24 protein-coding genes and 1 pseudogene are annotated in these 21,760 nt (G+C 54.4%); 24 read left to right on the top strand and 1 reads right to left on the bottom strand.

The annotated features are described in order from the left end of the window. Positions 1–2 precede the first annotated feature (2 nt). From J5224_RS15530 to J5224_RS35565, 22 genes are all read left to right on the top strand, one after another. Positions 3–1,571 (top strand): DUF935 domain-containing protein, encoded by a 1,569-nt coding sequence (locus J5224_RS15530; RefSeq protein ID WP_264626231.1) that lies wholly within the window; start codon positions 3–5, stop codon positions 1,569–1,571. Then, positions 1,558–2,898, top strand: coding sequence for a phage minor head protein (locus J5224_RS15525; RefSeq protein ID WP_264626230.1), 1,341 nt, complete (start codon positions 1,558–1,560; stop codon positions 2,896–2,898). Before J5224_RS15530 ends, J5224_RS15525 begins: the two co-directional genes overlap by 14 nt. 125 nt (positions 2,899–3,023) lie before the next feature. Continuing rightward, positions 3,024–3,575 (top strand): phage virion morphogenesis protein, encoded by a 552-nt coding sequence (locus tag J5224_RS15520; RefSeq protein WP_264626229.1) that lies wholly within the window; start codon positions 3,024–3,026, stop codon positions 3,573–3,575. Positions 3,576–3,804: 229 nt separating this feature from the next. Beyond that, entirely contained in the window at positions 3,805–4,944 is a 1,140-nt protein-coding gene (locus J5224_RS15515; RefSeq protein WP_264626228.1) for a phage protease, read from the top strand. Beyond that, positions 4,937–5,332 (top strand): hypothetical protein, encoded by a 396-nt coding sequence (locus J5224_RS15510; RefSeq protein ID WP_264626227.1) that lies wholly within the window; start codon positions 4,937–4,939, stop codon positions 5,330–5,332. The genes J5224_RS15515 and J5224_RS15510 overlap by 8 nt, the downstream gene beginning before the upstream one ends. An 11-nt stretch (positions 5,333–5,343) precedes the next feature. Further along, entirely contained in the window at positions 5,344–6,252 is a 909-nt protein-coding gene (locus J5224_RS15505) for a Mu-like prophage major head subunit gpT family protein (protein ID WP_264496478.1), read from the top strand. Next, positions 6,252–6,644 carry an HI1506-related protein gene (locus J5224_RS15500; protein ID WP_264626226.1) on the top strand — a complete coding sequence of 131 codons (393 nt, stop codon included), beginning with the start codon at positions 6,252–6,254 and terminating at the stop codon, positions 6,642–6,644. Before J5224_RS15505 ends, J5224_RS15500 begins: the two co-directional genes overlap by 1 nt. After that, entirely contained in the window at positions 6,644–7,075 is a 432-nt protein-coding gene (locus J5224_RS15495) for a gp436 family protein (protein ID WP_264626225.1), read from the top strand. Before J5224_RS15500 ends, J5224_RS15495 begins: the two co-directional genes overlap by 1 nt. Continuing rightward, positions 7,072–7,734 (top strand): DUF1834 family protein, encoded by a 663-nt coding sequence (locus J5224_RS15490; RefSeq protein ID WP_264626224.1) that lies wholly within the window; start codon positions 7,072–7,074, stop codon positions 7,732–7,734. Before J5224_RS15495 ends, J5224_RS15490 begins: the two co-directional genes overlap by 4 nt. Continuing rightward, on the top strand, positions 7,718–7,957 hold the full coding sequence (locus J5224_RS15485) for a hypothetical protein (RefSeq protein ID WP_264626223.1): 240 nt from the start codon (positions 7,718–7,720) through the stop codon (positions 7,955–7,957). Before J5224_RS15490 ends, J5224_RS15485 begins: the two co-directional genes overlap by 17 nt. Then, complete coding sequence (locus tag J5224_RS15480; protein ID WP_264626222.1) at positions 7,944–9,365, top strand: phage tail sheath subtilisin-like domain-containing protein; 1,422 nt, start codon at positions 7,944–7,946, stop codon at positions 9,363–9,365. The genes J5224_RS15485 and J5224_RS15480 overlap by 14 nt, the downstream gene beginning before the upstream one ends. A 12-nt stretch (positions 9,366–9,377) precedes the next feature. Continuing rightward, a complete protein-coding gene (locus J5224_RS15475; RefSeq protein WP_264626221.1) occupies positions 9,378–9,755 on the top strand; it encodes a phage tail protein in 378 nt (125 codons plus the stop codon). After that, positions 9,755–10,141, top strand: a complete 387-nt coding sequence (locus J5224_RS15470; RefSeq protein ID WP_264626220.1) for a hypothetical protein — start codon at positions 9,755–9,757, stop codon at positions 10,139–10,141. The genes J5224_RS15475 and J5224_RS15470 overlap by 1 nt, the downstream gene beginning before the upstream one ends. A 5-nt stretch (positions 10,142–10,146) precedes the next feature. Further along, positions 10,147–10,293 carry a hypothetical protein gene (locus tag J5224_RS15465; RefSeq protein ID WP_264626219.1) on the top strand — a complete coding sequence of 49 codons (147 nt, stop codon included), beginning with the start codon at positions 10,147–10,149 and terminating at the stop codon, positions 10,291–10,293. 3 nt (positions 10,294–10,296) lie between these two features. After that, a complete protein-coding gene (locus J5224_RS15460) occupies positions 10,297–12,732 on the top strand; it encodes a phage tail tape measure protein (RefSeq protein ID WP_264626218.1) in 2,436 nt (811 codons plus the stop codon). After that, entirely contained in the window at positions 12,732–14,204 is a 1,473-nt protein-coding gene (locus J5224_RS15455) for a DNA circularization protein (RefSeq protein WP_264626217.1), read from the top strand. The genes J5224_RS15460 and J5224_RS15455 overlap by 1 nt, the downstream gene beginning before the upstream one ends. After that, complete coding sequence (locus J5224_RS15450) at positions 14,188–15,372, top strand: phage baseplate assembly protein (protein ID WP_264626216.1); 1,185 nt, start codon at positions 14,188–14,190, stop codon at positions 15,370–15,372. The genes J5224_RS15455 and J5224_RS15450 overlap by 17 nt, the downstream gene beginning before the upstream one ends. Continuing rightward, the gene (locus J5224_RS15445) at positions 15,362–16,012 is read left to right on the top strand and encodes a phage baseplate assembly protein V (protein WP_264626265.1); all 651 of its coding nucleotides are present in this window, start codon (positions 15,362–15,364) and stop codon (positions 16,010–16,012) included. The genes J5224_RS15450 and J5224_RS15445 overlap by 11 nt, the downstream gene beginning before the upstream one ends. A gap of 56 nt (positions 16,013–16,068) precedes the next feature. Further along, positions 16,069–16,419 carry a phage GP46 family protein gene (locus tag J5224_RS15440; RefSeq protein ID WP_264626215.1) on the top strand — a complete coding sequence of 117 codons (351 nt, stop codon included), beginning with the start codon at positions 16,069–16,071 and terminating at the stop codon, positions 16,417–16,419. Further along, positions 16,419–17,480, top strand: a complete 1,062-nt coding sequence (locus J5224_RS15435; RefSeq protein WP_264626214.1) for a baseplate J/gp47 family protein — start codon at positions 16,419–16,421, stop codon at positions 17,478–17,480. The genes J5224_RS15440 and J5224_RS15435 overlap by 1 nt, the downstream gene beginning before the upstream one ends. Next, a complete protein-coding gene (locus J5224_RS15430) occupies positions 17,477–18,046 on the top strand; it encodes a YmfQ family protein (protein ID WP_264626213.1) in 570 nt (189 codons plus the stop codon). Before J5224_RS15435 ends, J5224_RS15430 begins: the two co-directional genes overlap by 4 nt. Positions 18,047–18,048: 2 nt before the next feature. Further along, positions 18,049–19,647 (top strand): hypothetical protein, encoded by a 1,599-nt coding sequence (locus tag J5224_RS35565; protein WP_319802445.1) that lies wholly within the window; start codon positions 18,049–18,051, stop codon positions 19,645–19,647. A gap of 79 nt (positions 19,648–19,726) precedes the next feature. Here J5224_RS35565 and J5224_RS15420 read toward each other — a convergent pair whose 3' ends face one another. Next, positions 19,727–20,392 carry a DUF1919 domain-containing protein gene (locus J5224_RS15420; protein WP_264626212.1) on the bottom strand — a complete coding sequence of 222 codons (666 nt, stop codon included), beginning with the start codon at positions 20,390–20,392 and terminating at the stop codon, positions 19,727–19,729. A 320-nt stretch (positions 20,393–20,712) separates the two neighbouring features. On the opposite strand from J5224_RS15420, the gene J5224_RS15415 reads away from it, so the two are divergent. After that, complete coding sequence (locus J5224_RS15415) at positions 20,713–21,414, top strand: protein mom (RefSeq protein WP_264626211.1); 702 nt, start codon at positions 20,713–20,715, stop codon at positions 21,412–21,414. A 104-nt stretch (positions 21,415–21,518) separates the two neighbouring features. Continuing rightward, positions 21,519–21,760: pseudogene (locus J5224_RS15410) on the top strand (SDR family NAD(P)-dependent oxidoreductase); the annotation flags it as partial.

Raw genomic sequence — 21,760 nt, 5'->3', positions numbered from 1 at the left:
TTATGGCTCAAATTCTGGATCAGTTTGGCCGTCCGCTTAATAGCGAAGTGCTGAAAAGCCCGCAGACCGCGCGCGTCGCACAGATAACCCGGCATTTTCCTGAACATCCGTCACGCGGCCTATCGATCCGTCGTCTGCCGCGTATCCTTGAGGCCGCAGAGCGAGGGGATTTATCCGCTCAGGCGGATTTGTTTGAGGACATGATTGAGAAGGACGGGCATATCTTCTCAGAGATGTCCAAACGCAAAAATGCCCTGCTGGGGCTGGACTGGAGTATCGAACCGCCACGCAACGCGACAGCCGAAGAGAAAAACCTCACGGCGATGATCCGCGAGTGGATGGATGATATTGCCAATTTTGAAGATATTATCCTCAATGCGGCAGAGGCCATCGGCCACGGCTTCTCGGCGCAGGAAATCGAATGGGAATTTGAAGAGAATATCTGGTTGCCCGGCAGGATCACGTTGCGCCCGCACCGTTGGTTCTGTACCAACCCCGAGATTGATGACACCGTGCGCCTGTCGGATGGCAGCATGAACGGTGCCGAGCTGTGGCCGTTCGGCTGGCTGGTGCATACCCACAATGCCAAATCGGGCTACGTTGCGCAGTCCGGGTTATACCGCGTGCTAGTCTGGCCGTACCTGTTTAAGAATTACAGCGTGCGTGATTTTGCCGAGTTTCTGGAGATTTACGGCTTGCCCGCCCGCGTTGGCAAGTACATGGAAGGCTCATCTGCCGCACAAAAAGATGCGCTGCTGCACGCCCTGGTGACACTCGGCCACAATGCCGCCGGTATTATCCCTCAGGGGAGTGAAATTTCGTTTGAAGCGGCAGCAGACGGACAATCCGACCCGTTTATGGCGATGATCGACTGGTGCGAACGGACGGTCTCAAAAGCGGTACTCGGGGGAACACTCACCAGCCAGGCGGACGGCAAATCCTCAACCAACGCCCTGGGGAATGTTCATAACGAAGTGCGCCACGACATTCTGGTCGCCGATGCGAAGCAGTTGCACGGCTTCTTCCAGGGCATGATCCACATGCTGTTATCGATTAACGGCTACCAGGTCAGCCGCCGCCGGTTGCCCAAGTTTGTGTTCGATACCAGTGAATTAGAGGATATCGGTTCGTTCTCTACCGGCGTGTCTACACTTGTCCAGGCCGGAATGAAAACTATCCCGCTGTCATGGGTACACAAAAAAGTCGGTATCCCTGTGCCGCAGAATGACGAACCGGTGCTCGAAGGTGCGCCGACACCGGCACCGATGGCCGGGTTGTCCGTTTCCCCGTACCGCGCCTTTGCCGCACTCAGTACGATGCCAGAGGAGATCAGCGACTCGGCACAGGTAGCGCTCGACAGCGCCCGCTCAACGCCGGAGGCGATCAACGAGGCCATGCAGGCGCTGATTGCGCCACTGGTCACGGCATTACAGCAGGGGCAAACGCCGGATGATGCGCTGGATATCATCGCGGCCAGCTATCCAACGCTCGATGACGCACAGCTCCAGCAGTTGCTGAAACAAGCGCTGTTTGTCGCGGATGTGTGGGGGCGACTGAATGCCGACAGCTAACCCCGGCGACGTCAATCTGGCGTATGCCATTGGTCTGAAACCCGAAGAAGCGATCCGCTATTTTGAGTCAAAAGGTTATGTGATCGGTTTTAACTGGCATGATGTCGATGCCCGAGCACATGCCACCTCATTCACCGTCGCGGGGATCCTAAAACAGGATATCCTGACCGATATCAATTCAGCCTTTAAAAAGCGGCTGGATGACGGTGGCACCCAACGCCAGTTTGACCAGCAGTTACTTCCCGTTCTGGCGCAAAAAGGCTGGTTGGGTACGGGATTAAAAGCCGACGAAGACGGTGTGCTTGAAGGGAAAAAACTTACCCCGCGCCGTCTGCGCACCATCTTTGAAACCAATATGCAGGCGGCGTATAACGCGGGCCGTTACGAGGAGCAGCTCGCTAACGCTGACTTTCGTCCCTATTTGCAGCGCGTGGGGATCATGGATACCCACATTCGCCCAAGCCATGCCGCGTTACATGGTTACACCGCCAGGATTGATGATCCAGTCTGGCAATTTATGTATCCGCCTGATGGTTATCATTGCCGTTGCCGCGTTCGCGCGTTATCTCAGGCTGACGTGGATAAACGCAGCGTGACCATCCAGCACAGCGAAATCGTCGAGGTCGAACAAGCCTGGGGGCCGAATGACTCGCGCATGGTCAGTGCGATTAAGTGGAACGGCCAGTTATATACGCCGGATGCGGGTTTTGGTCACAACCCCGGCGAAGGATATCTTGCCGCCATCGGTCAGCGGCTGCTTGAGCGTTCTGCCGTCGCCGAACCGCAGTTGGCATCGCTGGCCGTTCGCCAGACGCTGGGTAACGATATGCTGTTAAAGGCCGTTTCAACCGACGTTAACGCGTTCGTCAATAACACGCTGCTGAACAAGCAGGCACGCGGCCAGCTCCGGCACGTCGGCGCACTGCCGCCGCAGGTGGTGGATCGGCTTTCCGAGAAAGGCGTCGCCGTGGAGTCATCCGTTATCACGCTGACCGACGAGAACCTGTTGCACGCCATACGTGACAGCAAGGACGCGCAACTTCCGGCCTCGCTCTGGCAGCGTCTGCCTGAGTTCATCCTGAACCCCAGAGCCATTCTCTATAACACGCAGAAAGCCGATGCGGCCTTAACCTATGTGCTGGATTTACCCGATACGTCCGGCAAGCTGGTTGTGTTCATTGATCGCGAGCTAAAGGCCCGACCGCCAGAGGGAGGAAAAAAAGAGCGGATAAAAACCAATCTGATACGAACAGGAAAAATCCTGGCGAACGATGAATCACTGAAAAACAAAGGGATTAACGAAGTGCTGTGGGGCAGTCTTGATTAAGCGGTGGGATGAACAGCGCCGGACTCGAACCGGATCATGCTCAAACGCTCAAGGCGTAGCAGCAACCGTTACCCATTGGAAACAACTCTCCATCCACCGCACTTTCAGTATACACCGGGTAATTTATGAGCGGTAGCTACGACATCAAATATGACATTAGCGACTTTGAGCGTGGCCTGGGCGAACTGATTAACCGCCTGGAACAACGTCAGCCGTTGATGCGCGAACTGGCAGCGGCCATGCATGACGCGGTCGAGGAGAACTTTGCCCAGCAAGGTCGCCCGGCATGGGCGGGCTGGAGTCCGCGTTATGCCCGGACGCGCCAGGGCGGTAAAATCCTGCAAAAATCAGGGCGATTAGCCAGCAGCATTAGCGAGTATCACGACAACGACAGCGCCACCGTCGGCACCAATGTGGTGTATGCCCGTATCCACCAGGAGGGCGGCACCATCAATATGCCCGCCCGCAGTCAGCGGGCTTACTACAAACAGCACAAAGACGGCAGCGTTGGTCATCGGTTCGTGAAAAAGTCCAAATCCAATTTTTCGCAGTGGAATACCATCGGCGAATACAAAATCACTATCCCCGCGCGTCCGTTCCTGCATCTGACCGAGTCTGACGTGGACGGCATGGAAAACACCGCGCAGAACTATCTGCAACGTGTCATCGACGGTTAATCCCCTGCCTTTCATAAAAACGCCACAGGACGGATTTTGGGTGTCACGCCATACGCTAACCGCCCCTTGCACTGTTAAGGGGCTTACAACGCGATTTAAACGGGGTTTAAAAGGGGTTACACCGATTGTCATCACCCCGTTTGGCGTGGCAAGATAAAAACAAGCTGCTTTATTACCCACTGAACCCCTTCCACTGATCACCTGTCGCCGCCGTTCGTAATCTGGCGACATGAAACTAAAACCGCTTGTCGCCGCTCTGTCGGCAGAAATCAATAAAGCCTCTCTCGGCATCATCCAGTTGTTCCCTGCTGGTGAGTTCCGGGCACGTGATGGTCGTCCAACAGAATGCGCCGCCTGGATAATGACCGCCGAGGTCGCGCAGACATTGATCACAGCGGCTAACGCACAGCAAACCCCTTTCGTTATCGACTTTGAACACCAGACTCTGCGGGCGGCCAAGAATGGTTTGCCTGCGCCTGCGGCCGGGTGGTTCAAAACGCTGGAGTGGCGTGAGGGTGACGGTCTGTTTGCGGTCGATGTGACGTGGACAGACAGCGCCGCGAAGATGATCGCCGAAGGTGCTTACCGCTTTATTTCCCCGGTTTTTTCTTACGACAAATCAGGCCGCGTCTTGCAGCTCCTGCACGCCGCGCTCACCAACACCCCCGCTGTTGACGGCATGGATGAGGTCATGCTTGCCGCTGCCTCACTCCTGGCCGTCACATCATCAACCCAAGAGGACACTATGGACGAATTACTGGAGCGTCTGCGCTGGATGCTGAATTTGCCAATCACAGCAACCGCAGAAGACATTACCGCTGAGCTAAACAAACTGATTGATCAACTGGCCTCCGCGAGCGCCGGAACCGCAGCAGCATCCTTTCAGACGCTGTCGGCCACCCCGTTCAATCTGATTGAAAAGCTGACGGTGGATGCCGCGAACGTTGCCGCGCTCACCACGCAGGTTGCCAACCCCGACCCGGCAAAATGGGTGCCGGTTGAGGTAATGCAGCAATCTGTCGCCCAGGCGCTGGAAACCGCAAATAACAACGTGGCGGCACTGGCGCAGCAGCAAAGTGCGGAGCTTATCACCGCCGCGCTGTCGGATGGCCGTTTGCTTCCGGCACAAAAAGCCTGGGCGGAATCCCTGGCGCAATCTTCCCCGGACAGCCTGAAAACCTTCCTGGAAAAAGCGCCCAAAATCGCCGCGCTGACCACCACCCAGACCGGGGGCCAGCCGCCCGCAGGCGTTAAACCCAAAACCGACACCAGCCCGGACGGCGAGGAAGTGGATATCGCCATCTGCGCCATGATGGGTGTTGATCCGGCCGACGTCACCAAGTTCATAAAAGGAGAAGGTAATGAGTGATCGCAATACGCCTCACCGCGACGGGCTGCTGTTCCCCGTTCCTGTCGCGGCGGCAACGGAGATTTTTGGCGGGCATATCATCGCCGCCAATGTGGGCGGCTATGCCGTTCCCGCGACAGCCACCGCGGCTCAAATCACCCTCGGCGTCAGTGATGGCTGGGTGGATAACCACGCGGGCGCGAATGGCGGCGTGGATGCACTGCTGCGACGAGGCCGGGCATGGCAGTTTGCCAATCATGGCGCAGACGCAGTGACGCAGGCTGACATCGGCAAAGACTGCTATGTCGTTGACAGTCAGACCGTCGCCAAGACCAGCAACGCCGATGCCCGCCCGGTTGCCGGAAAAGTTCAGGCCGTTGGCAGCGATGGCGTCTGGGTTCTGATTTAAGGAGAAATACCGTGTTAGTGAATGTAAAAGTTGTTAAAGCGATTTTCGTTAACCTGAAAACCACCTTTCAGAATGCGTTTACCCAAACGCCGTCTGACTGGAAAAAGGTCGCGATGGTCGTGCCATCAACGGGTAAGGAAAACGATTATTCCTGGTTGTCGCGCTTTCCTAAAATGCGTGAATGGGTAGGCGACAAGGTCATTAAATCGCTGGCGGCGTTTAATTACACCATCCGCAACAAGGACTGGGAAGCCACCGTCGAAGTGGATCGCAACGATATCGAAGACGATCAACTGATGGGCTATGCCATCCAGGCGCAGTCGGCGGGCCAGTCTGCCGCAGAGTTGCCCGCCGACATTGTGTTTGCGCTGGTCAGCGACGGTTTTACCAACCTGTGTTATGACGGCCAGCCGTTCTTTGATACTGACCACCCCGTCAAAGGGAAGTCTGTGTCGAACAAAGGCACGAAAAAGCTGTCCACGGCCAGTCTTGCCGCCGCACAGGCCAGCTATGGTGCGGCACGTAAAGCCCTGCGCAGCATGAAGGATGAAGAAGGCGCGTCACTCAAAATCCTGCCCGGTCTGCTGGTTGTTCCGCCCGCACTGGAGGATGAAGCCAACTACCTGATGACCGCCGACCGCTTCCCGGATAACACACCGAACCCGTACAAGGGCACGGCGGAAGTGTTGGTCGTTCCTGAGCTGAAAACCGATACCGAGTGGTTCCTGTTCGATATCAGCAAGCCGGTGAAACCCATTATCTACCAGGAGCGTAAAAAGCCGGATTTCGTTGAACAGACCGACTACAACAACGACAACGTCTTTATGCGTAAGAAGTTCCGTTTTGGTGCAGAAGCCCGCGCCAACGGCGGCTACGCGTTCTGGCAGATGGCCTATGGCTCCACCGGGGAGGCCGCATAATGCCGATCCAAATCACTGCCCGTACTGACGGTTTCCGTCGCTGCGGCATGGCGCACAGCGCCAAAACCCAGACCTACCCCGATGACCATTTTACCGCCGCAGAACTGGCGGTGCTGGAGGGCGAACCGCAGTTGATCGTCGTTCGCGTCAGTGGTGATGCCGTGGCTGATGTTGACGCCGAAGCCGTGCTGGCTAAGGCACGCGGCTGCATTGCAACGCTTGAGGCCAATGCACTGAAGTACGTCGAGCAGATCACATCGCTTAACGAACGCCTCGATGCCCTCTCCGGTGAATGCCATGCGCTGAAAGAAAGCAACACGGCGCTGACCTCTGAGCGTGATGCGCTTCAGGCGCAGTTGGCCGCGACTGACACGGCGAAGGCGAAAAAATAATGTACGCGACCCGTGCCGATATGGTGCACGCGTTCGGTGAGAAGGAATGTGTTTCGCTCACTGACCGTAAGTACACCGGGGACATTGATGATGAGGTGATTTCTGGCGCGTTGACCCGCGCCAGTGCCGAAATCGACAGCTATCTTGTCGGTCGCTATCCGGTGCCGTGGCCGGATACACCGGGTGTGCTGGTGGGTCGTTGCTGTGATATGGCCCGTTACTTCCTGTGTGGCGCGAGCGTGCAATCGACGGAGCAAATCCGGGCACGCTATGAGGATGCAGTGCGTTATCTGGAGCAAGTCGCCGCTGGGAAAGTATCGCTGGGCAAAATGCCTGATGGGCAAGTCGTTCAGCAGACCAGCTCCGGCGCACGTTTTCAGTCATCGGGTCGCGCATTTGACCGGGACGCCACCGGGGGAGGTGCATTTTGATTATCCGCGATATTGAAAATGCCATGATCGCACGCCTTAAAAAAGGCATGGGTCGTATGGCCGCGAACGTGTGCTCTTACGGCGGCGAACTGGACGGCGAACCGGGAGACGTTGCCCGCGCTTTGCCTGCCGTATGGGTGACGTTCGGCGGTATCCAGAACACCAAAAACGCCAATATTGGCAAACGTAAGTATGAGGTTGTCGGGCGGTTTGTAGTGATTGTTGGTGAGTACAGTGTTCGCAGCGAAGAAGCCTCACGCCACGGCGGTGCAAACCTCAACGAGGTGGGCACCTATCGTCTGGTCAGTGCGGTACGCCGGTTGCTGTCCGGGCAAGACCTGGCCGAGTTCGGGCTAAAGGTCGATTTTCTGATGCCTGGCCGGGTGCGCTCGTTGTTTAACACCAGCCTGGAACATCAGGCGCTGTCGGTTTTCGCCTGCGAGTTCGACACCAAGTGGTTTGAAACCGCATTGGAGAACGGCAAATACCCGCTTGATGGCCCGTCAGCCTTCCACCCGGACAGCATTTTTAACGGCTATCACGGTGAAACCAGTCCCGATGATCCGGCCTGGTTACGTACCCGTTTGAGCTATGACATTCCCCAGACGCCGGTCAACCCGGATGCAGAGGACATTATTCATCATGACAATCAAGGTTAAGGCGGCACCGGGTATTCAGGTGCCGCAAGAAGATAATCCGCGCCGTTATATCGGCCCGGATGAAGCAGTCCCGGTGGCGCGTTCGGCCTACTACCTGCGCCAGGTGAGTGTCGGTGATTTGCTGATCGTCCCTGACGATGAAACCGCCACAGCGGCAAAAAAAGGCAAAGCGACAGAGGCAGTAACCGGTGACAGCGAGGAGGTGAACCGTGGCAAGTCCTAACGTTGAGTTTTACCAAATCGGCAGCAGCATTCGCAAGCCAGGGAAATACTTTGAGTTCAATACCCGCCTGGCCGTGCGCACGTTACCTGGCAATCAGCAAAAGGTATTGATGCTGGCGCAGATGCTGGAAGCCGGAAGCGCAACGCCGCTCCAGGCGGTTGATGTGTTCTCTGATGAAGAGGCCGCTACCCTGTTTGGGCGTGGTTCGATGGCGCACCTTATGGCCGCCGAAGCGATTGGCTGCAACAGCTATTTGCAGTTGCAGATTATCGGGATCGGCGATGACAGCGCGGCAACCGCCGCCAGCGGCAAAATCACCGTCACCGGCACGGCGACGGCCTCGGGGGCGCTCAGCCTGTGGGTGGGAACGGTGCGCGTCGATGTGGCGATTTCCGCTAACGATGCGGCGGCAACGGTGGCGACAGCGCTGAATACCGCCATCGCACAAAAAACTGCGCTTCCGGTCACGGCAGCGGTGGCGGCAGGCGTTATCACGCTGACGGCGAAAAACAAGGGTGCAGCGGGCAACGATATCAAATTGCGTGCCGCCAGCACGGCCACGGGCATCACGGTGGCTGTCGCCGCGATGAACGGTGGCGGTATTGACCCGGATATTGCCCCCGCCCTGGCGGCAGTATTTGCGGCCGGTCATAACATCGTGGTCAGCCCTTACGCCACCTCGGCGGCGCTAACGGCACTACGTACACACCTGGACAATGTGAGCGGCCCGCTGGAGCAACGCGGAGCTATCGGTGTGGCGGGATGGCCCAAATCCTTGTCCACCGGCACCACGCTTGCGGCCAGCATCAATAGTGGCCGTATTACCCTGGGTTGGCATAACGGTTCGGTGAAAACACCGGCTCAGGTTGCGGCAGCGTATGCCGCCGTTATTGCCAGCGAAGAAGACCCCGCCCGCCCGTTAAACACGCTGGCAATGAGTACGCTGGATGTGACGGAACTTGCCGATCGTCCAGGGCGTAATGAGCAGGAGAACGCGCTGTATAACGGCCTGACGCCGTTTGAAGTCGGCTCCGGTGACACGGTGCAGATTGTCCGGGCGATCACAACCTACACCAAGAACGCCGACGGCGTTGATGACGTGTCGCTGCTGGATATCACCACCTTTCGCACCCTCGACTATGTGCGCAAAGCGTGCCGTGAGCGTATCGCGTTGCGTTTTCCGCGCGACAAGCTGAGTTCCCGCACCCCTGACCGGGTACGCAGCGAGTTGCTGGATGTGCTCTACAAGCTCGAAGAGCTGGAGATCATCGAAGATGTGGACGCGAACAAAGCGGCGCTCATCATCGAGCGGGATTCGCAGGATAGCAACCGACTTAATGGCCGCATCCCGGCGGACGTGGTGAACGGGTTGCATATTTTCGCCGGTCGTATCGACCTGTTGCTGTAAGGAGCCCATAGCATGGCCTTAGAAGAGTATGTCGGTGCCATTATCCTCGAGATCAACGGACAGGAAATCGAGTGTACCGACCTGAAAGAAGACACGCAGACCGGGCGTAAACCGGTCAAGACGATGAACAAGACCGGGCGCTCGAAAGGGTTTTCACGCGGCATCCGGGAATATCAGGTCACGGTCTCGGTAGTGATCCCCCTGAGCGGCGATCTGGACTGGGAGGGCATGGAGGGCGTGAAAATCACGCAATACCCGCTCTCCGGCAGTGGCGGTAAAAAAGTGTCGTATCTGGATGCGTACAGTACCCAGGTCGGTGCGCAGTATACGGTCGATAACGAAGGCAAGCGGGATATCACGTTCCAGGCGCTGCGTCGGGTGGAGGAATAATGGTGACGGAACAAGGTTCATTGTTGTATGGCGTTGAGCTGGATGGTAAGCGTCATTTTACGTTCAGCGTTCGCCTGCCGGTGGTCGGCGATACCATCGCGGCCCTGGAAGAAACTCAGGATGAAAAAGGCACCACGGAAGGTGCCGCAGCAGGGCTGCACTACCGCGTTGGTATTCTGGCGCGGGTGGTGACGATTGAGGGTATTGATGCCGAGAGCGTGACGACGGAACTGTTGCTTAACCAGTTGTCCGACGATGATTTTGACCTCATCGACGCGCAGGTCTCAGCCCTTAAAAAAAAGCTGACGGCATTGAGACCGCCCTCGCCGGATACCGCAGCGTCGTCCTCGCCCTCGGAAAATACGGCATCACCCGACAGCAAATAGAAGCGATGAGCCGTTCAGAACTGGACGGCTACATCCAGGCACTGGCCCGGTTGCACGGTAAAAACCCGTCAGCCGGGGAGCAGTCAACCCGCCGCGTGAAGTCACTGCGCCAGAAGCGCCCGAGAAAACCCACCAAAAAAGGGAGAACGTAATCAATGGCCCGCAATCTGCAACTGGCCCTGACACTGGCGGCCCGCGATACCGGTTCAAAGGTGCTGCGCAAGGCAATGCAGGATGCCGTCGCACAGACCAAAGCGGCGGAAAAAGCCGGTGATGAGTTGGCTAAATCCCAGCAACAGAACAGTCAGCAAGGCATACGGGCATCCCGCGCGTTGAGCGAAGAGTTTAAACGCGCCAACAGCGCCCGCGCAACGCTCGGTATCCGTTCCGAGCGCGAGATCCAGCGCGAGATCCAACAAACCATCGCGGCCTACAGTCGCCTGACGCGCATGGGCGTGATGTCAGCCAGTGAGCAATCACGGGCATTTAGTGCGATGACAGACCGCGTCAGCCGGTTGCGCACGGAGCTAAGTGGTGCAGCCCAATCGATGAGCCGCATGGACAAGTTGCGTGCCGTTGGCGCTGGAGCGCTGGCCGTTGCCGGAGGGGCGGCGGCCATGACGGCCGTTGTCGCGCAGCCGGTGCGTAACCAGATGAGTTATGAGCGTCGATTAGCGTCAATGGCGAATACCGCCTACGCGGAGCAAGGCGTTGACGGTCGAAAGACTGGCATGGCAAGCATGGATGCTTTGATCCGCCGTTCTGTCAAAGAAGGTGGCGGGACGAAAGAATCCGCAGCGGATACGCTTGATGCGTTGCTGGCTTCCGGCGCGGTCGATATGAAATCTGCCGATACCTTATTGCCGCAACTACAACGTTATTCAACCGCGACCGGAGCCGCACCCACAGATTTAGCCCAGATAGCCATTCGATTAAAGCAAACATTTGGTATCGAGGATAAAGATGTCAGTAAGGCACTCAATATGGCTATTTCTGCGGGGCAAGCTGGTTCATTTGAACTCGCTGATATGGCGAAGTGGTTGCCGCAACAGCTAGCCGCAGCCAGTAATAACGGGATGAAAGGCTTAAATGATTTTGCAGTCCTGCTGGGGCTCAACCAAAGCGCCGCAATAACAGCTGGGAGTAGCGATCAAGCAGGCAATAATGTTGTTAACCTTTTAGGAAAAATTACCAGTCAAGATGCTGCAAATGCGGCATCCAGAATAAAGGTAAATGGGAAAGGCATCGATTTACCAGGAAGTTTAGCTAATGCTCAAGGCAAAGGAATGAATTCCTTAGATGCTTTTGTTGCCATTATAGACAAGGTTGTTGCAACTAATCCGGCATATAAAAAACTCGATGCGAAGCTGACTACAGCTAAGGGGGATGACCGGCGTAAAATTATGCAGTCTCAGGCTAAAATTCTTGAAGGTTCTGCCGTTGGGCAAGTGATTGCGGACAGAGAAGCGCTGATGGCATTAATCGGCTATCGCAGTAATCGACAATATGCCCGTGACGTTGTCAAAGGGGCGAACGAACAGCGTGATTTAGAGACTGGGAAGACTGCTGGCGATATTAACTATCAGCTTATTGCCGGGACTAACGATTTCAAAACCGAGCAGATGAAGAATACGGCTGATTTTGGGCAAGTAGATTCAATTAAGCCACTCTCTGATGTGATCGGGCGCTTGTCTGGCCTATTGACTGGTTATGCAAATGAATACCCTGGGCTAACGACAGCTATTGCAGGGGCCACAACGGGTATTGCAACATTTGGCGCTGGCGCATATACCGTTGGTGGGGCACTGGCAGCCTGGAAAATATTGTCTGGCCCGCCCCCCGCGTCCTCTGGTATCAATCCACCTCCCGTTCCGCCAGGCACTAACGCACCAACAGTGACGCCCCCTGGAACACGTATGCCTAATTTGTGGGGGCGAGTAGGCCGTCTCGCCGGAAAAGCGTTAGTCCCGCTTTCCGTCTATCAGGCAACGCAGGATGCACCACTGGTGCAGGTTGAGCGCGGTGATAGCCAGGCTCGCCAGCGTCTGTCGACGAATCAGTATGCGAACGATACCGAGCGGCTACAGGATTCGATGCGGGCGCAGCCTGGCGCACTGGATGCCTGGGACGAAATCAAGGCATGGTGGAATAAACCCCGCGCAATAAATATCCCCAGGCCGGAAAGCTATGGGGTTCCCGGTTATGTCACCACTGCGCCCACAACGTTTCCGCTGCTGAACCAGAACACCGGCATTCGCCCGCCGCCCGTTCCTGGCGCGTCAGCAGATAATGGCGTGGGTGTTCGCCCCGTTTCGGCCGTTCGTATCGAACCGCTTACCGTATCAACCGATAAAAAAAATGACAGTTCAACCTGGTGGAGTAAACCAACCAGTATCGGCAGTGGCCTGCCGCCTGCGGCGCTCGGTCTGCCGGACGCGATGCATCCTACGCCCGCACCGGCTCCCCCCAAACAACCTGAGCGACCGATACAGGCCACCATCCGTCTTGAGGTGGATGGCCGCGTGCTGGCTGAAACCGTCAATGAGATTAACAGTCAGCAGGCCACGCGCGGCTCAAACGGAGGCTACTGATGTCCTGGGAAAATTCTTTACAGGATGCCTCTTACCGGGGCGTTAAGTTTGATGTGATCAATGCCCGTGACAGTGAGCAGCGTGACACGGCCCAGCATGAATATCCCAATATAGACGGTGCGGATATTCAGGATTTGGGCCTCAAGCCACACAGCGTTCAAATTCAGGCTGTTATCTGGGGCGATGATTACGAGACACGCCTTGAATCGCTGCGTGAGGCGTTAAGAAAACCCGGTGCCGGTGAGTTGATCCACCCGGTTTTTGGCTCGATGCCAAACATGCTGGTCGGCGTGTTCCAGGTCAACCACGATGCGGAGAATGTCGATTATTGCACGCTGGATATTCAGTTCTTGCAGTCAAAAACCGGCAACCCGTTTTTCGTCAAAGACTCCCCATTATCTAAAGCCGACGAGATTTTTAACCAAGGGCAAGCGGTGATCGACAGCGCTAACACGCTGATGGAGAACGTCACGCAACCGTTGCGCACGGCCAGGAAAATGATGAATAAGGTGCGCGGCCTGGCAACGGCGGCGCTCAACATGACAACAATTTTCCGCAGCGACATAAGCGGGTTTATCAGTGGCACCACCGATTTTATCAATTACCCCTCGGCCTTTTTCAGCGACCTGCGCTCCGCGCTGTCGTTAAAAATGGGGGCGTCAAAAAGCTCGCTGCACACAACCTATGTCAACAGCGGCAGCGGTACTGTATTGGCGGGGGTGTCATCGTCCGGCAGCAACACATCCGGGGGCAGTTCATCGGGTGGCAACTCATCCGGTAATACAGCCTTGTCGGCAACCTCGGGCAGCGTATCAACGGCAGTCACGCAGCAGCAGATTGCCACCGCCAATTACACTGCCGCCCCCGCTGTCATTATGGCTGACTGGACGAGCGCCTATTCAACGTTGCAGACCGTCCAGGCTATGCCAGTCAGTCTGGTGAGCGGGCGTATCGATGCGCCGGTTGATATGCCTCAGACTCTGGTGGCGAGTGATATTGTCGAACTGACAACGATTGTCGCTGTAGCCGTGGCACTGGAGGCCGTTGATGAAGCCAGCGCCATTCTCAGCGATAGCGCGTTGACGGCAGTATTAACGCCGGTCGATATCGAGAAGATCGCCAACGAAACGCGTCAGATGATACAGGACGCCATCGATATCACCCGGATAACCTACGCACCGGCGATGGATGAAATCAGCAATAGCCCACAGCCAACAGGCTTGTCGTACCAGCCGGTTATCGACCAGTTAGCCACTATTGCGCTGGCGGTGCAGACGCTGGCCGAAGCGGTGATCAACGAAAAGCCCCAACTGATGCAAAAAACCGTTACCGCTCCCGGCAACCTTCACCTCATGGCTCACCGCTGGTACGGGGATTATTCCCGCGCCGCAGAGCTGCAACGCCTCAACCCGCAATTACGTGATCCGAACAACCTGGCGATGGGAGACGTGCTGAATGCCTACGCAGACTAACCCGGCCACCGATAAGGCGGCGGTGTCCGTGATTATCAACGGTAAACAGCACGGCAACTGGTCACGCTACCAGATTGATTCTGATTTCCTTACCCCCGCTGATGCCTGGAGCGTTAGCCTGGGATTGCCCGAAGGGAAATTTCCGGCCGACGTGGTGCGCGGTGTGCCGGTCATGGTCAAGGTGGGTAATGACACTGTGCTGACCGGGCGCATTGACAGCGTTCAGCGTGCTGTAGCGCGTGGCGGTGTTACCCTGTCGCTCTCCGGGCGTGACAGTGCAGCCGTTCTGGTCGATTGTGCTGCGCCGATACTTACCGCCCGCCAGATGGAACTACCGGACGTAGTGGTCCAAATTGTGCGCCCGCTGGGTATCACGAAGATCCGCATTGAGTCCGAGGGAACGATCCGCAGCGATAAAATCAGCGCAGAGCCTGGCGAACGCGCCTGGGACATGCTGCTGCGTGCCTGTGCGGCGCGTGGTTTGTGGCCGTGGTTCGCCCCGGACGGGACACTGGTCATCGGTGGCCCGGATTACACCAAACCCCCGGTAGCCTCACTCATCATGCGCATCGATGGCAAGGGCAATAATGTGCTGTCGCTGTCCGATGCCAGCTCAATCGACAAATCCTTTTCAGAACTGACGGTATTGGCCCAAAGCCACGCGCACTCGTCCACGAAGCAAACCACGATTGTCGACGTGGGGGATGATGCAGACAGCGACATTGAGCTGAGTACCGGCGTTGCCGAGACCGGCCAGCACGGTATGAAGGCGGTAGTAAAAGACCCGAGCGTTAATTACTACAGACCTCAGGTGATGGTTGTGGGGGATGCGGATAACCAGGAACAAATCAACTACCGCGCCCGCAAGGCGCTGTCAGACGCGCTGTTGTCCGGTTACAGCCTGACCGCCATTGTCCACGGCCACCGCACCTCGGACGGCGTGTTGTGGGAGCCAGGGCAACGCATTCACGTTATCAGCGAATATCACGGTATCGATGCGGTGTATTTTCTGATGGGGCGTGAGTTTAACGGTGGCCGCCCGAACGGCACAACCACCACGCTCAGGCTCAAAGAGGATGGTGTCTGGATACCCGACGCCTATCCGAAGAAGAAGAAAAAGCGCAAGCGCAAAGGCAAAGGAGAAACAGCAATTGTCGATGTGGCCTGATATTGAAAGGCGTATTAACGGGGCGTTAAACCGCATTCGCCTGGCATTCCGAACCCGTTTAACGCGGGTAAACAGCAATGGCCCGTTGCAGACCTTCCAGGCTAAGGGGCTGGCCGGAGAGTCCTTACAGGACAGTGAACTGTTTCAGCACTACGGCTTTACCTCAAATCCGTTGCCCGGAACGATGGCTGTCGTGCTGCCGCTGGGCGGGCGAACGTCTCACAGCATCGTGATTGCCACAGAGCACGCCGCTTATCGCTTGCAGGCGCTCAAGTCGGGCGAAGTGGCGCTCTACACCGATGAAGGTGCAAAAATTGTGCTTAAACGCGGGCGTCTGATAGAGACGGATTGCGATGAGTTCCGGGTTAACTGCAAACAATTTGTTGTCAACGCCGAAGAAAAAGCCGATTTTAATACCCCAATGGTCACGGCCAGCAAACAGGTCACGGCTCAGGGAAAAATCACTGGCAACGGTGGTCTGGCAATCAAAGGCGGCAACGGTGCCTCGTTTAATGGCAGTGTTACGCAAACCGGCGGCAGCTATTCGACGGATGGTGATGTCAAAGCGGGTAACATTAGCCTGACAGGCCATCATCATGATGGCGATTCGGGCGGACAGACCGGCCCCGCCAAACCTTAAAACCCACTGAACCCCTTCCACTGCCTCCCTTGCATCCATGCTGCCATTCTGGCGGCATGGATAATTTACTGAACCCGACAACCGGTGACTACACCGGAACGACGACAACGACATTAGCCAATGCCGTTTATCTGCGTCTCATGACCCCACTGGGTTCATGGTGGGCAGACCCCTTGTTGGGCTCCCGGCTGCACCTGCTGGCGCGGGAAAAAGACGTTTCGCGCGTGTACAAACTGGCCCGACAATACGCCGAAGAGGCGTTGCAACCGCTTATCGATGCTGGCCCCGCCACGTCGGTTTCCGTCTCTGTCTCTGCCGGGGATCCCGGCTGGGCCATTCTGCTGATTGACGTTGTTGATGCCACGGGCCAAAAACAGACCTTTAAGCATCCGGTGAGGGTAAGCTGATGCCGCACATCACCCCCAGCTTTGAGGAAACCCGCACCCGGATATTACGTGATATCCGCAACCTGTTACCCACTGCCGATATCGACAAGGACAGCGATTATTATGTCCGGGCCTCGTCAGTTGCCAGCGTCGTCACCGGTGTTTATCAGCATCAGGGCTGGATTGTCCGGCAGATTTTCCCTGATACCGCCGACACCGAATTTCTCGAAATGCACTGCCGGTTACGCGATATTTCACGCAAGGCGGCGACGACAGCCACCGGCTCCATCACTGCAACCGGTAATGTGGGTGCGCCTGCGGCGGCGGGACTGGTTATCACTGTCGGCAGTTTGTCCTATACGACAACGGCAGCGGGAACGGTTGGTGCTAATGGCTCGGTGGTTATTCCGGCCATTGCTTCTGCCAGCGGCGCGGCAGGCAACACAACGGCCGCAGCGGTAGGCACATTCGCCAGTGCGCCGTTCGGCTTTGACAGTACCGTCACGATCAGTGTGATGGCGGGCGGAACCGACAGGGAGACGGATGCTGAAATGCTTTCTCGTCTTCTTGAGTTGATCAGGCGTCCGCCCGCTGGAGGCAATAAATATGACTACAAACGCTGGGCGCTGAGTGTCACCGGTGTGACCTCAGCCTATGTCTATCCGTTGCGTCGCGGGATGGGTACGGTGGATGTGGTGATCACCTCAGCGGATGGCCTGCCCTCAGCCGACATTATTAGCGCGGTGCAAGCCTATATTGATGATGTCCGCCCGGTGACGGCAAAAAACACAATAGTGCTCGGCCCCACGATTAAAACTATCGATATTACCGTCGGTGTTTTATTAAATGGTGTTTCTCTGGCAGATGCCACCGCCGCCATTATTACCGCGCTAACTGACTATATCAAAACACTGGCTCCCGGAGATCCGTTTATTCGCAGTCAGGCAGAAATGATGATTTCTCAAGTGGCTGGAGTCATTGACCGTAATATCACACTCCCAGCAGGTAACGTCTATCCGGTCACAAATGAAAACAAAGTGGAGTGGATACGCGCCGGAAATATCACGGTGGTGCCGTTATGAGTGCTAAAACACTGCTGGGCTTATTGCTTCCACCTGTTGCCTACGACACGACACAGCCTCGTCTTGCCGCCGAACTGGCAGCGGAGGGGGCTGTACTGGATATGGCACAGCAGCTATCCGACCGTGTATTAGGGGCTATCACACCCATTTATGCACAAAGCCTGCTGACCGACTGGGAGCGCGTTCTCGATATTGCACCAACACCAGACAGTAATTACCAGCAGCGCCTGGGTAATGTGCTGATAAAAATTGCCGAAACCGGCGGTCTGAGCATTCCCTATTTTATCCGGCTGGCATCCCGGTTGGGGTATGCCATCACCATTGATGAACTGCATCCGTTCAGAACCGGCACGAGCCGTTGCGGTGAACGCCTGATGGTGCATGACGCTATCTGGACGTGGCGTGTGAATGTGTTTGGCACATCGGCCAAAAAATATTATTTCAGAGCGGGTTTATCGGCTGTCGGCGAACGCCTAATGACGTTTGGCGGCACCGTTATTGAATCGGTATTTAACGATTTAAAACCCGCGCATACATTCTGCTATTTTTCGTATCAGGACAGTTAATCATGCAAAACCTTATGCCACCCATTGAATCACCTGATAATGTTTTCCATGATGGCAATCCGTTAACGGGAGAGTTGGGAACTATTGTTACCGCGTTATTTATGAATAATGTTCAGGCTGCAATCAGAAATGCGCAGGCTGAAATTATTGCTATTATGACCGATGCGGGTATTGCGGCAGATGCCGGGAAAAGCGATCAATTGCTGGCCGCATTGAAAAAGACATTCGCGTTAAATGCCAGTCCGGCACTTACGGGTAATCCTACGGCCCCCACACAACCCAAAGCGGATAACAGCACAAAATTAGCGACAACAGCACATGTTAAATCGGTTGTGGCTGACTATGCACCACTGGCAAACCCGGTGTTGACAGGCACGCCAACAGCGCCCACCGCAGCACAAACAGTGAATAACACGCAGATTGCGACAACGGCGTTTGTAAAAGCCGCCATTGCCGCGCTGGTAGACTCATCGCCAGGTGCGTTGGATACGCTTAACGAACTGGCCGCTGCACTGGGCGATGATCCGAACTTTGCGGCGACGATGAATGCAGCACTTGCGGCAAAAGCGCCACTGGCTTCACCTGCGCTAACCGGGGCACCGACGGCACCGACAGCCGCCGCAGGCACCAACACGGCGCAGATTGCGACAACTGCGTTTGTCGCCGCCCTTGCTGCAACAAAAGCCTCGCTGGCATCTCCTGCATTTACCGGTGCGCCCACCGCCCCGACCGCAGCGGCAGGCACGAACTCAATGCAGATTGCGACAACCGCGTTTGTCACGGCCCTAGCCGCATTAAAGGCCGATTTAGCATCACCGGCACTGACAGGAACGCCCACCGCGCCAACGGCTGCGACAGCAACCAGTAACACGCAAATTGCCACGACGGCGTTTGTGAAGGCGGCTATCGCATCACTGGTTGACTCAGCGCCTGGGGCGCTGGATACGTTAAACGAGTTGGCTGCGGCAATTGGTGATGATCCGAATTTTGCCGCTACGATGACTAATGCTCTTGCGGCTAAAGCACCATTAGCCTCCCCGGCACTAACGGGAACGCCAACAGCCCCAACAGCAGTAGCAACAACAAACAATACCCAGGTTGCCTCAACGGCTCATGTGAAATTAGCGATGGCGGCGGGCACGGCTCTGGCTGCGACCAAATTAGCGACGCCCAGAACAATTAATGGTGTGCCGTTCGATGGTTCTACCAATATAACACTGAAGCCAGAAGATATAGGAGTAGGGGAGTATATTATTCTGTATCCTAATGGAACGGAATCTGCCCCTGGCACACTAATCAATAATAGCCGAATTGTAATTGATAACCCGTTCAATACAGAGAATTGTCTCGTGAGAACTGAATTGCTGCTAAAAGACCCTGATGGAAATCAAGTTTGGGCTGAATCCTCATCAGGGTCAGGGTATGGGAATACCAACAATCCAGCTGGGGTCACGACTCGCATTTTTGGGGCTTCAAAAATTGTTATTAGAGCATTAAATATACTGGTCTATATAGCAACTCATGATGGGAACGCATGGAATGATATGACAGCGAGTATAACAAGTGCAAAGTATCGCGTTAGAATCGTAAAGCTTGCGTAAGTCAATTGTTTTTTTGATAAAATTGATTTTTCAATGAAAAAAGGCTAGGTATAGTAAAATAAATTACCCAGCCTCATTTTTATCGGTGTTTTTTTTGCGAGGGAAGATTTGAGAATAATGCTAAATATCGTTTATAATACAATAATCTTGCTCTAAAAAGGTCTACTCCATGAACAAGAACCCCGTCATTACTCAGTATGCCTCTTTCTTTTTTTGTTTCGAAAAATATTTTTCGTGCATAAGGTAATGATTTAAATTCTGACATGGAATAATCAACATCCATATTTGGATATGAGTCACAAAACTTAAATATTAATGAGTTAACACCATTTCTTCTGATGTAATCTATAAGTCTTACCCTACGCCTATTCCATTTGCTAATTGCTTCTGCTTTATCGTTATAATGAAGGAAATGAATATCACATCCTTCTATACATGCAATTGGATATTTTTTGCTAAATCTTAGTGGGTTTTTATTGATTGGGTCAAATGTTAAAAAATGGTGTTCCGTCAGTTCTATGTTAATATAAAATTCTATATTCCTTATGAAGTCAATATAGTGCTCCGGGGTTAAAAAAAGCCCGACAAAGGGGGTGTTGTACTCCCTCTTTAATATTTCGTAAAGCCTCGGCCCCCAGCAATTATTTGATACAATACAAAAATCCTTTCTTTTTAAGAACAAAAAATCCAGTCTTTTCGTTATGGTGGCGGATGTCTTTATTATCTTTCTTTGAATAAGTCCCATTACTTATACAATCCATTTTAGTGCCAAGAGATATTATTACCGTGCAATGCAAATTACTGTTAGTAACAACAGTTCACAATCCCATTCTAATCGTAAAGATAGCGTAAGTTAAGTGCTGTTTTTTCAACACGCTATCAAGCGAATCCTTCATCCTGACCATTGAACGCTGACGGACTGCTACTCACAAAGGGGGGGATTAATATGAACCTCTTCATATAGTTAGGTATACAGCAGCGAAGTACAAATGATCGGCATGGCAAATCAATTGCGGAAAATTGATCTGCTAAAACGATCGTTTGCATAGGAATGGATACTTACATATGTACAAAAATTCTTCTCGTATATTAAAAAAACCAGAAATAATCACACACAAAGGGGTCGTAGTAGGTTATGGCTCCCCAGAGTTGAGGGTTGAGACGATACCATGCTGGCTGGCTAGGGTTATCGTAACAAGCAGGCATTATAGTGGACGTTTTGTTAACAATTCGTACTTACATTTAGGTGTTTTCTCTGAACGAGAATTAGTTGGTGTTATGCAATGGGGCTATGCACTCAATCCAAATTCAGGCGCTAGAGTTGTTAGTGGTACTGGAAACAGGCAATACATGGAATTAAATAGGCTGTGGCTACATGACAAGATGCCTAAAAACTCAGAATCCCGAGCGATCAGCTATGCATTAAAGGTTATCAAACAGCTATTTCCAGATGTCCAGTGGGTACAGTCATTCGCAGATGAGCGTTGTGGCAAGTTAGGTGTAGTTTATCAAGCAAGTAATTTCGATTACGTGGGCTTTCACGAATCGACATTCTATGAGCTGGACGGGGAGTGGTATCACTCTATCGCAATGAACGCGATAGCCCGAGGAGGGGAGCGTGGACGTTACTTACGTGAGCATCGAGCAAGGGCTGCAACACACCGTTTCAAACAGTTCAGATACATAAAATTCCTGCACAAAAACGCAAAAAAGCGGCTTAACACCAAATTGTTTAAAGTCCAGCCATATCCTAAAGCTCAACCATAGCGTGCAACGCGAATCATTTTGCACAACGCTAAATCTGGGGTGAGCCTCATTTTTTTACGATGCAAAATGATTCGTAATTCTATGCGAAAAAATTCGCGGCGCTACACGCAGCGAAAAAATTTATTGAACGCCAACAGAAAGGCAAAATCATCAATGCATGTTCTATTGCGGGGCACGATGGTTTTGCGATGTTAGGCATCTATTCTGCGACAAAATTCGCTGTGCGTGCACTGACTCAGGCTGCTGCAAAGGAATATGCCAGCCGCGGCATTACGGTAAACGCGTATTGTCCGGGGATTGTCGGAACGGGGATGTGGACTGAAATCGATAAGCGTTTCTCAGAAAT

The organism is Candidatus Symbiopectobacterium sp. NZEC135 (assembly GCF_025962695.1).
The sequence above is the reverse complement of the archived record's forward strand: the minus strand, read 5'-3'. Positions and strand labels throughout refer to the sequence as shown.